Source organism: Roseibium sp. (genome assembly GCF_965233565.1).
In the GTDB taxonomy this organism is placed as follows: domain Bacteria; phylum Pseudomonadota; class Alphaproteobacteria; order Rhizobiales; family Stappiaceae; genus Roseibium.
In genome coordinates this window covers 4,651,713-4,664,621 of the sequence record NZ_OZ247494.1, presented here as the reverse complement: position 1 = coordinate 4,664,621, position 12,909 = coordinate 4,651,713, and the positions used below count along the sequence as shown (strand labels likewise).

Genomic DNA, 12,909 nt, shown 5'->3' with positions numbered 1-12,909 from the left:
CGTCTTGGCGGCAGGTTCCTCGCCAGCTTTGGCGGGGCTGCAGGATGCCGCGCTTCGGTTTCCCCTCCCGGCGGACAGGCCACGAATGCTGTCCCGGTCGATACATGGCGCAAAGGTTTGCTGCATGAGCCTCTCTGACACTTCCAGGTTCCTGATTGCCGATAGCCTGGACAGCTTTCCAGCGGAACTGAGGGGGGGAATCGTGGCGATCGGAAACTTTGACGGCGTACACCGGGGTCATCGCGCTGTACTGGACGCCGCCATGGGTCTTGGCCATGGTACGCATCATCCGGTTTTCGCGATGAGTTTCGAGCCGCATCCGCGCACGGTGTTCAATCCGGCCAGACCAGTGTTCCGCCTGACGCCGCCGGACCAGAAAATCGGCATGCTGCGGGTCTGCGGCCTCAATGGCGCTTTGATCCTGCCTTTCACCAAAGACTTTGCCGGTATGGAAGCCAATGCCTTCGTTCAGGACATCCTGATCGACACGCTCGGCATTTCACATGCAGTAACAGGATACGACTTTCACTTCGGCAAGGCCCGTCAGGGCACGCCGGACTACTTGCGCGCAGCCGGCGCCAATCACGGCTTCGGTGTCACGATCGTCCAGCGCGAAGAGGATGAAGGTGCGGAAGTGATCTCGTCCTCGCGGATACGGGACTGCCTTGCAGAAGGCGACATAGCGCAGGCCAACGGACTGCTCGGTTATCGCTGGTTCTTTGACGCGGACGTCCGTCACGGTGACAAGCGCGGTCGGGACCTCGGCTATCCGACGGCCAATCTTTCGCTTTCCGAGGACTGCCCGCTGAAACAGGGCATATATGCGGTCAAGGTCAAGGTCGGTGAGACATGGCACGAGGGCGTTGCCAGCTACGGCCGGCGGCCGACTTTCGACAATGGCGCGGCCACGTTTGAAGTTCATCTCTTCGACTTTGCCGGCGATCTTTACGGTCAGACGCTGCGTGTACACCTGATTGCCTATCTGCGCGGCGAAGAAAAATTCGACAGCGTTGACGCGCTTGTCGCGCAGATGGACCAGGACAGCGCCGAGGCCCGCGCAGCACTTGCGGCCCTGCAGCCGATCTCCGAAATCGATACGCAGTTGCTGGACCTCACTCCGTGACCACGGCCGGCACGTCGAGGACCATCGAACAGAACTCGCTCCTGGCGATCCTGCTGATGAGCTCTGCGATGCTCATCGTTCCGGTGATGGACATCATCGCCAAATACCTGTCGGCTGATCTCCCTCCGCTTGAAGTGACGTTCGGCCGGTTCTTCTTCCAGTTCCTGATCTGCCTGGTCCTGGCGCTTGTCACGGGACAGATCACCCGCCTGCGCGGGACGCAGCCGCTGATCAACTACATGCGCGGTATCCTGCTGGCCGCCGCATCGCTCTGTTTCTTCACGGCGGTGAAGTTCATGTCGGTCGCAACCGCGATCTCGATCTTTTTCATCGAGCCGATGGTGCTGACCATCCTGGCGGCGTTGATCCTGAAGGAACAGGTCGGCATTCGCCGGATCGGTGCCATTCTGGTCGGGCTTCTGGGAGCGATCGTTATCCTGCGGCCCAGCCTTGCCGAAATCGGCCTGGTCAGCCTGCTGCCCGTGGCAACAGCGTTCCTGTTTTCCTTCTACCTGCTGCTCAACAGACTTTATCCGGTCACCGACGGCCTGCTGACCATCCAGTTCAGCGCCGGACTGTCCGGCTCGCTGATGCTGGGCGCAGCCTTGCTGATCGGCAATGTCGCCGGTCTCGAAGGCCTTGCCTTTGTCATGCCGGATAGCACGCAACTCGGCCTTCTGGCGCTTATCGGACTGATTTCCTTTGCCGCCCACGGCCTCGTCGTCGCGGCCTTTCAGCGAGGGACCGCCAGCCTGCTGGCCCCTCTGCAATATATCGAGATCGTCAGCGCAACATTGTTCGGTTACTTGGTATTTGCCGACTTTCCGGACGGCCCGACCTGGTTCGGTATCGCGCTCATCATCGGCAGCGGTCTTTATATCGCCCACCGGGAACGCAAGCTGAAAAAGACCGTTCAGACGGCAGTGGCGGAGGTCTGACCTTCTGCGGCCACCGTCTTCATCCGCTGCAGACCCATCCAGACGATCAACAGCGGCAGAAGCGGCGCGATCGGCAAGCCGAGCCAGACGGCGAACGGGCTGGTGGAGGCCGACAGAACGATCACCAGCGCCAATGCAGCCTTTTCATACGGCAGGAAGCCGGATTTCAGTCCTTCTCGGATCAGGAAAGCGCAAGGGACCACCAAAAGCGTCAGATCGTATGACAGCGCGAACGGCGTCACCAGCAACGCGCCTCCGACCAGCACCGGCGCGCGCACGGCCATCCGGTCGGAGCGCCGCCAGGCGATCCAGACACAGACAAGCGCAGCGAGTCCAACGAGGACCTGGAGTGCCATCGCCGCCATATGAGACAGTCCGACAAGGCGCAAGCCGCCATAGACGGAGATCATCTTGCCCCATTCAACACCGCCCAGTTCCATCATGGCCGAGGCAACCGGGGCCTGAAGCCAGAAGGCCTGCCAGACACCCAGCCCCAGAACCGCCGCACTCAATCCGGCAAATACCAGTGTGGTCACGGAAGCGCTGAGGAAGGTGCGCCAGTTCAAGCTGGCAATCAGAGCAATGGGCGCCAGGATGCCGAGCTGGGGCTTGATGGTCAGCAGCCCGAGTGCAATGCCGGCCAGGATCATCTTCTGGCGTTCAACACCGACCAGGAAAAAGCCGTAGAGCGCTGCCGTCAGTGCAGCGTTCTGGCCGTGAAAGGCGTTGTTGGCGCAAGCCGGGATGAGAATGAGACAGGCGGCCAGCAGCCATTTGCCGGTGATCATCCGGCAGGAGAGGCACAACAGGCCGGTTGTCAGGGCGACAAAGCCTGCAAAGGCGGCCTTGTAGGGCAGCAGCGCGAAGGCGCTTTGCAGCATCTGGAAAGTCGGCGGATAGAAAAAGCCGAAGACCGTATCCGAGCCGGTATAGGCGTTTTGAAGCGCTGCGAAATCCTTGGGACTGTAGGCCAGTTCCGGCGTGCCGTTCAGCACCTGTCCTCCGGCAAGCCAGAAGCTCAGATAGTCCATCAACAACGTGCCGTTCGGTGCCCCATAGGTGTTTGGGATCACCAGCATCCAGGCAAGCCCGGCGGCGAAACCAATGGCCGAACACAAACATGCAAACCCGATCCGGTCCCAGGTAAACCACTCACCGTCCCGTGCCGCCCGGTGCCAGAGCCCGGGTGCCTGTTGATGCCCGGTGGCAAGTTTTGAGGATGTGGCCATGATCGTTTGCGTGTCCCGAGATCTCTGTTCGCCTTCTGAATGCCGCACAGACATTCATATTCGGTTACTCCTCCGCAATTTTCTGGAAGGGTGGAAGAGGCTGTCGCTCACGACCGGAGACGCAAACCCGGTTCGATTGCGCAAGAGATCTTTATTCAGCGGCAAAGTGCTGCTATGTCCCTTGCCATGCAACATCGGGCCCTCATAGTCGCCACCAAGCCGGCGACCGCGATATCGCGAATTACTAGCCCGGCCTTCGGCTGACGCGGCGAGCGCGGCGCCAGGGACCGGGATCTTCCTGCTTTCCGATTGCAGCCTTCCCTGAGGCCGGCAATCCCTTCCCTTTGAATGACGGGCCAGACGCCCGAACGGATCGACCTGACGATGACCGATACAGATAAACGCGACTATTCCGAAACGCTCAATCTGCCGCAGACGGATTTTCCGATGCGCGCGGGCCTGCCCAAGAAGGAGCCGGAAATCCTGGCCCGCTGGGAGCAGCTCGAGGTTTACAAGAAACTGCGCGAGCAGGGTAAATCCCGCGACAAATATGTCCTGCATGACGGCCCTCCCTATGCCAATGGCAACATCCATATCGGCCATGCACTCAACAAGACGCTGAAGGACATCGTCACCCGCTCCATGCAGATGCTGGGGTATGAGAGCAATTATGTTCCCGGCTGGGATTGTCATGGCCTGCCGATCGAGTGGAAGATCGAGGAGCAGTATCGCGCCAAGGGCAAGAACAAGGACGAAGTGCCGATCAACGAATTCCGCAAGGAATGCCGTGAGTTTGCCGAGCACTGGATCGACGTCCAGCGCAAGGAGTTCAAACGCCTCGGCATCGAAGGCGACTGGGACAACCCGTATCTGACCATGCGCTTTGAAAGCGAAGCCGTCATCGCCAACGAGCTGATGAAGTTTGCCATGTCCGGGCAGCTTTATCGCGGCTCCAAGCCGGTGATGTGGTCAGTGGTCGAAAAAACAGCACTTGCGGAAGCCGAGATCGAATATCACGACCACAAGTCGGACATGATCTGGGTGAAGTTTCCGATCGAGAGCGCCGGCGGCAGCGACGACGCGGCGGTCGAGGAACTGCTCGATTCCGCTGTTGTCATCTGGACAACCACCCCCTGGACGATCCCGGGCAACCGTGCCGTCTGCTTCTCCTCGAAAATCGCCTATTCGATCTATGAGGTCTCCCAGGACGGCCTGCCGGACGACAACTGGGTGCAGAAGGGCGACAAACTGATCCTGGCGGACGCGCTGGCCGACGACGTTTTCAAGAATGCCCGCATCACCGACTTCAACCGCCTGCGCGGCGTAACAGCGGACGAGCTGGGCACCATGACCCTGGCGCATCCGCTGGCCGAACTTGATCTGGGCGGCTACGAGTTCGACGTGCCGCTCCTGGATGGCGATCACGTGACCGACGATGCCGGTACCGGCTTCGTGCACACGGCCCCTGGCCACGGCGCGGACGATTTTGAGATCTGGATGGCCAAACGGGCCGACCTGGAAGCACGCGGTATCAGCACTGCGATCCCATTCACGGTCGCCGATGACGGCTTTTACACCAAGGACGCACCGGGCTTTGACGGCTTCGAGGTCATCACCCACAAGGGGGAAAAGGGCAAGGCCAACAAGGCGGTCATCGAACGGCTGAAAGACGCCGGCAACCTGATCGGTCTTGGCCGTCTGACCCACTCCTATCCGCATTCCTGGCGGTCCAAGAAACCGGTGATCTTCCGCAACACGCCCCAGTGGTTCGTCTATATGGACAAGACCCTTGGCGGCGAAGGCGACACCTTGCGCACACGCGCGCTGACCGCGATCGACGAAACCCGCTTCGTGCCGGGCAGCGGTCAGAACCGGCTGCGTTCCATGATCGAGAACCGCCCGGACTGGGTCCTGTCGCGCCAACGCGCCTGGGGCGTGCCCATCACCGTCTTCATCCACAAGGAAACGGCCGAAATCCTGAAGGACGAAGCCGTCAACAAACGGATCTTTGACGCCTTCTCCGCCGAAGGCGCGGATGCCTGGTTCGAGGGCGGTGCCAAGGAGCGGTTCCTGGGCAACGACTATAAGGCCGATGAGTGGGACATGGTCATGGACATCCTCGATGTCTGGTTCGACAGTGGCTCCACCCATGCTTTCGTCATGGAAGAACGCGAAGATCTGGCGCCGAAACGCAAGGTCGATGGCGGCAATGACTATGTGCTTTACCTGGAAGGTTCAGACCAGCATCGCGGCTGGTTCCATTCCTCGCTTCTGGAAAGCTGCGGCACCCGCGGTCGTGCGCCATATGATGCGGTGCTGACCCATGGTTTCACTATGGCCGAGGACGGACGCAAGATGTCCAAATCCCTCGGAAATCAGGTGTTCCCGCAGGACATCATCAAGCAGTATGGCGCCGATATCCTGCGCCTCTGGGTGGCCTCGACCGACTATTGGGAAGACCAGCGCCTCGGCCAGGAAATCATCAAGACCAATGTCGACAGCTACCGGAAACTGCGCAACACTTTGCGCTGGATGCTCGGCTCCCTGGCCCATGCCAAGGGCGAGGACGTTGCCTATTCCGACATGCCGGAGCTGGAGCGCCTCATGTTGCACCGCCTGGCGGAACTCGACGTGCTCGTGCGCGAGGCCTACTGGGAATTCGACTACAAGAAGATCACCCACCAGCTGTTCACCTTCATGACCGTGGAACTGTCCGCGTTCTATTTCGACATCCGCAAGGACGCGCTCTACTGCGATGCCGCCTCGTCCACACGGCGCAAGGCATCGCTCTATGTGATCGACAAGCTGTTCAATTGTCTCGTCACCTGGATGGCGCCGATGCTGCCCTTCACCATGGATGAGACCTGGACCTCCCGCTATGGCGACACGGCCTGTGTCCACCTGGAACAGTTCCCGGTGGTCCCGGCAGAGTGGCGCGACGATGCGCTGGCGGCAAAATGGGCAAAAATCAAGACGGTGCGCCGCGTGATCACCGGCGCCCTTGAAATCGAACGCCGCGAAAAGCGCATCGGCTCGTCCCTGGAAGCCCATCCGGTGGTTCATGTCACCGATCCGGAGCTGATGGCCGCGCTTGAAGGCAAGGACATGGCCGACATCGCCATCACCAGCCAGTTGACGCTGTCCGCAGACCCGGCCCCGGCCGGCGCCTTCACACTGGAAGACACCAAGGGCGTGGCCGTCGTTCCGGCACTGGCGGAAGGAACCAAATGCGCCCGGTCCTGGAAAATCCTTCCAGACGTGGGCTCCGATCCGGACTATCCGGATGTGACACCACGCGACGCGAACGCGCTCCGGGAGTGGGATGCAGCCCACGTGTCCGCATAAGACAAGGTGTGACCAGCAGAATGACCGATGCGGATCAACCCGGGCCGGCCGGAGCGAAACAGCCCCTGCTTTGGGGCCGTTTCAGCGGCTTTGTCCTGATCATTGCGCTGATCGGCCTTGTTCTGGACCAGGGTAGCAAACTCTGGCTGGTTCAGGGTTTTGACCTGCAACGCAACGGCCCGGTCGAACTGTTGCCTGTTCTCGATATCGTGCTTGTCTGGAACAGGGGCATTTCCTACGGCCTTTTTCAGCAGAACAGCGACCTTGGTCGCTGGCTGCTGGCCGGACTGACCGTTGTCGTGACGATCGGCCTTTGGGTCTGGTCCACCCGCTGCGCGTCGCGGCTGGTCGCGCTGTCGCTCGCCCTGGTTATCGGTGGCGCACTCGGCAACGGGGTCGACAGGCTGTTCCACGGCGCTGTGGTGGACTTCGTCCATTTTCATGTCGGCACATTCTCGTGGTATGTCTTCAACCTTGCGGATGTGTGGATCGTTGCGGGTGTGATCGGTCTCCTGTATGACAGTTTCACAAATGGTCCTAATTCAGCCGCAAAATAGCGGTTTAACGCTGGACTGACGGATTGCGGGCAGCAGGTTGCCGGCAAAAACAGGTATTTTCGGGGAGTCTGCTGTGGCGCGGACGATGTTTGGTTTTGTGAAAAACGGTTTGGTTCTGGCTCTTCTGGCCGGGCTGGCCGCCTGTCAGGCCGCCGATGGCACGAGCCAGGCGCCGGATGTGGCGCTTGTCGACACCGTCATGAAGGGTCTTGGCGCCGTTGACCCGAACGAGAAGCCGATCGACTACAAGCCCCGTGCGCCGCTTGCCATGCCTGCCGAACCGGGCAAGCTGCCCGAGCCGGAAACCAATGTTGCCGGCGTGAATTCAGAAAACTGGCCCAAGCAGCGCGAAAACCAGGAACTTACCGACATTCAGCAACTTTATGCCAGCTCCGGCAAAGCCGGCAGCATGAACGCCGAACCGCTGACGCCGGAACAGATGCGCGGTTTCAAGATCACAGGCGTTACAGGCACCGGTCGCGATCTTGAGGCGGAACGGCGTCAAAACGAGATCGACGAAGGTGCTCGACTGACACGCGCCGAGCAGAAGGCCGAGTGGGAACGCTTGCAGCAATTGCAGAGTCAGCAGGCCGGCATCGATCAAAGCGGCCTTGCCACGCGCCGGTTCCTGACGGAGCCGCCGACCGACTACAGCACGCCCTCGCCGGATGCGCCGATGCCTGAAGTGGTCAAGAAGAAAGACCGCAAACCGAGCAACTATGATGTGTACGATTCCACGCCGCTCGACCCGCGCTGCCTGGAAGGCGAGTCGCAATACTGCCGCTGATCGGCCAACCGTCTTTCACTGGCACAGATGACGAAAAAGTAACGAGACCTCCGGTCCACACTTCCTATATGGAAGAAGGTCCGGAGGTTTTTTGTTTTCCGTGCAAGTGTCGCTGTTCGGCGCCGGAAAGCAGAAAAACTTTGCCTCATATGCCGTTCGCATGGGCGTCGCCAAGACCCAAATCGTCCTTGCAACCGGCTCAAAACTCGGGAGCTGCACGTGAACCCATCCTCCAAACGGCGTCGAACTCGCGCCGCGCGCCGCTTCAGCCGGGTGCTCGGTCATATCCTGCTACCAACGCTTCTGGTCTTCGGGACATCGGTGAGTTTCCCTGCGATTGCTTTGGAAACGTCGGGAAAGGCTGCCGACATCCGGATCGCCCCGAACCTGGAGAGCTTCACGCTGGAAAACGGCCTGCAAGTGGTGGTCATACCCGATCGCCGGGCTCCCGTTGCAACCCACATGATCTGGTACAAGGTCGGCGCTGCGGACGAACCCGACGGGCAATCGGGCGTCGCCCACTTTCTGGAGCACCTGATGTTCAAGGGCACGACCGACAACCCGGATGGTGCCTTTTCCAAGATGGTTGCCGAGCGTGGCGGACAGGAGAACGCTTTCACCAGCGCGGACTACACGGCCTATTTTCAGCGGGTCGCAAAGGAACATCTGCCGCTTATGATGGAACTTGAAGCCGACCGGATGGAGAACCTGATCCTGTCGGACGCCGTTGTCGACCCGGAACGCGACGTCGTCCTTGAAGAGCGCCGCTCGCGCGTCGACAGCGAACCGGGTTCGCGCCTGCGAGAAGCTCTAAATGCGATCACCTTCGTCAATCACCCCTATGGTTCGCCCGTGATCGGCTGGGAAAGCGAGATCAGGGCCCTCAACAAGGAAGCCGCCCTCGCCTTCTACGACCGGTTCTACACGCCAAACAACGCGGTCGTGGTTGTCGCCGGAGATGTCGATGTGGAAGACGTCCGCAAGATCGCCGAGAACACCTATGGCAAGGTCGCCCGCCGGGCAGAACCGCCGCCCCGTGTCCGTCCAGCGGAGCCGCCTCTTTCCGGAGAACGCCGGGTTTCGGTCAGCGACCCGCGCGTCCGCCAGGAATCCCTGTCACAGACCTGGATCGTACCCAGCCAGTCAACCGGGGACGGGCGCCAACCCGAAGCTCTCGACGTTTTGGCCTATATTCTCGGCGAAGGTCCATCGAGCCGGCTGCACAAGGCCCTGGTCCTGGACCAGGAAGCAGCCCTCGGCGCCGGTGCCTACTATCAGGGAGGAGCCCTCGATGACGGGCGCTTCGGTGTCTATGCCTCCCCGCGCCCCGGCTTTACCCTTGAGGACATGGAACGCCTGATGGCAGCAGAAATTGCGAGGCTGCTGGAAACCGGCGTCACAGAGGCAGAAGTCGAACGCGCCAAAAACAGCATGATTGCAGGTGCGATCTACGCACAGGACAGCCAGTCGCGTCTTGCCCGTCTTTTCGGCAGTGCCCTGACAACCGGCCTGACCATTGAAGAGGTACAGACCTGGCCGGCCCAGGTCAGCGCGGTCACGCCGGAGGATGTGCTTGAAGCAGCCCGGACATACCTGTCTGGCCTGCCGGTGAGCGGCGAATTGCGCATTGAGGCGCCTGATGTTCCTGACGCCGCCCAGACCGAGGCCCCGAAAGTGAAGGACAAGTCCTGATATGGCTAACCGTAAATACCTGCACGACTGGTTCGCGTTTGCCTGTCTGACGCTGATTGTCCTTCTTGTGGCGCCAGGACCGGCTCAGGCCGTTGAGATCCAGAAAGTCACCAGCCCGGGCGGGATAGAAGCCTGGCTGGTGGAAGATCATACCGTTCCGATCGTTGCCCTGAATTTTTCCTTCACCGGTGGATCGGCCCAGGATCCGGATGGAAAGGAAGGCTTGACCCGGCTGCTCGCTGCTACACTGGATGAAGGTGCCGGCGAGCTGGACAGTGAAGCCTTTCAGGGCCGAATGGAGGAGCTTGCAGTCAGCATCGGGTTCAGCACCGGCAAAGACCGGTTTTACGGCAGTCTGCGCAGCCTGACGCCCAGCCTGGACGAAGCAGTCGACCTGCTTGCTCTCGCGGTGAACAGCCCCCGTTTTGACGAAGCACCGCTGGAACGCATGAAAGCCCAGCTGGTAACCCGGGCCAAGCGCAACGAAAGTGACCCGAACGCGATCGCCGGCAGATCACTTGCCTCAGCCATGTTCGGCGACCACCCCTATTCACGTCCCACCCTCGGTACTGTTGAAAGCCTCGAAGCGCTGACCGCTGCCGACCTGGCTGGCCAGCACAAACGGTTGCTGACGCGGAACGGCCTGACCGTCGGCGTGGTCGGTGCGATAAATGCCGAAGCCCTGGCCGAGATTCTGGACGAAGTGTTTCTCACACTGCCGGCTGACGGAGAGCTGGTTTCCATTGCCGAACTAGAACCTTCCTATGGTGATCAGATCAGCGACGAGCTGGCAGTCCCGCAATCGACCATTCTGGTCGGTCTGCCGGGTCTGAAACGAAACGATCCGGACTATCAGGCTGCCTTCGTGATGAACCACATCCTGGGTGGCGGCACATTTACCTCGTGGCTTTATCAGGAAGTCCGCGAAAAACGTGGCCTTTCCTACAGCACCGGAACCTCGCTTTCTCCCTATGCCCGTACCGGGCTCCTGATCGGTTCGGCGGCCACCAAGGCGGAGCGGGCCAACGAGACGGTATCCATCATCCTGGACCAACTGCAACGAATGGCAACGGAAGGCCCCACCGAAGAGGAACTACGCGCCGCCAAGCAGTTCCTGACCGGCTCCTACGCCCTCAGGTTCGACAGTTCCGGGAAGATTGCCCGTCAGCTGGTCGGCCTGCAGAATGCGGACCTCGGTATTGATTATTTCGAGCGCCGAAACAGCGAGATCGAGGCGGTGACGCTCGAAGATGTGCAGCGGGTTGCCAAACGGCTGCTCGCAGACAAAACCCGACAGTGATTACCGTCGGGCCGAAACAGGGCTGAGACTGAAGAATAGTCAAAAGCGGCGGGTTATCCCGCCGCGGACCGTCTTGGCCCTGGGGCCGGAGCGCCCTGAAGCACTTCCGCCCGGACCGGGCGCGGCGGTGAGAACAATGTGCCCTGGGCAAGGGTCACATCATAATCGAGAAGCTCCAGGACCTGCGATTCCGTCTCGACATGATCGGTAATCAACTGCATGCCGTAGCGCTGCAGGAGATCGCCGAAATCAGACGGGTGAATATGCCCGTGTTTGGCTTCGCGCCGGCCGATCAGGTAATCGGCATTCAGCTTGCCGAACTTGAAGCCCCGCCCAGCCAGCGAGTTGAAATCCATCTTCATGTCGGAAATCCGGTCGACGGAGAACCGGAAACCCAGGTCGTAGAGGGCACTCAGGCTTTCCAGCTCCAGCGCGCCCATCGCCGCGACATCGTCCTGCGCAAACTCGAACACCAGCACGTCGGCAAAATTCTGGTTGTCCTTGACGAATTCCAGAAAGCCCGGAAAGAAGGTCTCGTCTGCGAGCGATACCGTCGAGATGTTGCAGAACAGGATGGCGTTTCGATTGCGCGAGGTGAGCCGGCGCACGACCTGGATCGAACGGAACAACAGCAGATTGTCTATGCGCGCAACCTGGCCGGACATAACAGCCTCCGGCAGGAAAGCAGCCGCGTCGATCAGGTTGCCTTCGACATCGCGCAAACGGGTGAAGGCCTCATAATATTTCACCTGGCGCTGCGGTAGCGTCACGATCGGCTGCAGATGCAGCTCAACCCGATTGGCATTCAGCGCTGAGGTGATCAGCTCGCGCATGGCCATATTTGGCCTGTTGGCCTGTGGTGCTGGCGCCAGAACCGGATCTTCGTGCGCAGGCGCTGCCAACTCACTCGCCCCGTCCCGATGCGGGTCCCGGCCGACATAATCCTGGCGGGGGGCGTTCAGATGCGCAGGTTCATCCCCCTCACGCGGCGCATGAACACCGTAGCGACGGTCAAGTTCGGCCATGTCACGATGGGACTGCACCGGTGCAGACGGATACATCCCCTCCTGCGCGTGCGGTGTTTCGACAGGTGCATACTGCGCATGCTGTTCGGGTTGTTGCACGGGTGGCCAGTCCCGTGGAGCCCGGTATGCCTGTTCCTGCTCCGCCGGATAAGGAGGTTGCTGGGAAGGCTGCTGGTAACGCGGCAGGCTCGGAGCCCGAGGCGGTGGTGCGATCGCCTGCTGGTCCTCGACCTTGGTTTCAAGATCCGACATGGCTTCCGCCATCTGCTTGACCAGCGTGCCCAGGACCTCAACTTCGGCGAACAGGGGATCAATCTCCGCACGCGTGCGGCGCGGCACGGCATGTTCCATGCCGGTCAAACGCCCTTCCAGATTGCCGACATCTTCGTCCAGGTCCGTCATGCGCTCTTCAAGTCGCTCAACGGCTTCGTTGACAGCTCCCCGATCACGCGCACGCCCAATCAATAGGTGGAACAGGATCATGGTGCACATGAGAGCAAGCGACAGCGACACTGCTTCGCCGAGCGGACGGCCGAACTGAAACACCAGAACCGTCGCCGACGACAGGGCGATCACGGCCATACAAACTGCTACAAAGATGGTCCCAGTACGACCCATGGCGTTCGAAAGTTCCGACCCGAATCAAAAGTTACTGCTTAATCATGCCTTAAGAACAAGGCGCAACCGAATCCACAAACTGCTTTCAAACGTGGAATCCGTGACTTGTCCCCGATTATGGCTTTTCAATGTGCAAATCAGAGCAGCACAACCCCACCTCGCTAACCAGAATGTCTCAAACCAATGTTTTGCACAATAGCCAGCTCTCCCTGCGTGAGACGGCAATTGCACTTTGCAATCCCCCAGGCCTTCCGCTAAACTTACGCAAGGGAAGTTGTGTCGTGGCGACGTTATT

At 60.3% G+C, this 12,909-nt stretch carries 9 protein-coding genes; 7 read left to right on the top strand and 2 right to left on the bottom strand.

What is annotated here, in order from left to right:
- Positions 1 to 124: 124 nt before the first annotated feature.
- Together ACO6TG_RS21285 and ACO6TG_RS21280 are read left to right on the top strand one after the other, a co-directional pair.
- Positions 125 to 1,123 (top strand): bifunctional riboflavin kinase/FAD synthetase, encoded by a 999-nt coding sequence (locus ACO6TG_RS21285; protein ID WP_422375037.1) that lies wholly within the window; start codon positions 125 to 127, stop codon positions 1,121 to 1,123.
- The gene (locus tag ACO6TG_RS21280; protein ID WP_422375036.1) at positions 1,120 to 2,061 is read left to right on the top strand and encodes a DMT family transporter; all 942 of its coding nucleotides are present in this window, start codon (positions 1,120 to 1,122) and stop codon (positions 2,059 to 2,061) included. Before ACO6TG_RS21285 ends, ACO6TG_RS21280 begins: the two co-directional genes overlap by 4 nt.
- On the opposite strand, the gene ACO6TG_RS21275 is transcribed toward ACO6TG_RS21280, so the two are convergent.
- Positions 2,037 to 3,290 (bottom strand): glycosyltransferase family 87 protein, encoded by a 1,254-nt coding sequence (locus ACO6TG_RS21275; protein ID WP_422375035.1) that lies wholly within the window; start codon positions 3,288 to 3,290, stop codon positions 2,037 to 2,039. The genes ACO6TG_RS21280 and ACO6TG_RS21275 overlap by 25 nt on opposite strands.
- Positions 3,291 to 3,674: 384 nt before the next feature.
- Here ACO6TG_RS21275 and ileS point away from each other — a divergent pair, with 384 nt between their 5' ends.
- The 5 genes from ileS to ACO6TG_RS21250 all read left to right on the top strand — a co-directional run bounded on the left by ileS (position 3,675) and on the right by ACO6TG_RS21250 (position 10,971).
- Positions 3,675 to 6,635, top strand: coding sequence for an isoleucine--tRNA ligase (ileS, locus tag ACO6TG_RS21270; RefSeq protein ID WP_422375034.1), 2,961 nt, complete (start codon positions 3,675 to 3,677; stop codon positions 6,633 to 6,635).
- A gap of 20 nt (positions 6,636 to 6,655) precedes the next feature.
- Complete coding sequence (gene lspA / locus ACO6TG_RS21265; RefSeq protein WP_422375033.1) at positions 6,656 to 7,192, top strand: signal peptidase II; 537 nt, start codon at positions 6,656 to 6,658, stop codon at positions 7,190 to 7,192.
- 73 nt (positions 7,193 to 7,265) lie between these two features.
- Positions 7,266 to 7,979, top strand: coding sequence for a hypothetical protein (locus tag ACO6TG_RS21260; protein ID WP_422375032.1), 714 nt, complete (start codon positions 7,266 to 7,268; stop codon positions 7,977 to 7,979).
- 321 nt (positions 7,980 to 8,300) lie between these two features.
- Positions 8,301 to 9,671, top strand: a complete 1,371-nt coding sequence (locus ACO6TG_RS21255) for a M16 family metallopeptidase (RefSeq protein ID WP_422378926.1) — start codon at positions 8,301 to 8,303, stop codon at positions 9,669 to 9,671.
- 1 nt (position 9,672) lies between these two features.
- Positions 9,673 to 10,971 carry a M16 family metallopeptidase gene (locus ACO6TG_RS21250; protein WP_422375031.1) on the top strand — a complete coding sequence of 433 codons (1,299 nt, stop codon included), beginning with the start codon at positions 9,673 to 9,675 and terminating at the stop codon, positions 10,969 to 10,971.
- A 53-nt stretch (positions 10,972 to 11,024) separates the two neighbouring features.
- Here ACO6TG_RS21250 and ACO6TG_RS21245 read toward each other — a convergent pair whose 3' ends face one another.
- On the bottom strand, positions 11,025 to 12,578 hold the full coding sequence (locus ACO6TG_RS21245) for an EAL domain-containing protein (protein WP_422375030.1): 1,554 nt from the start codon (positions 12,576 to 12,578) through the stop codon (positions 11,025 to 11,027).
- Positions 12,579 to 12,909: the final 331 nt, after the last annotated feature.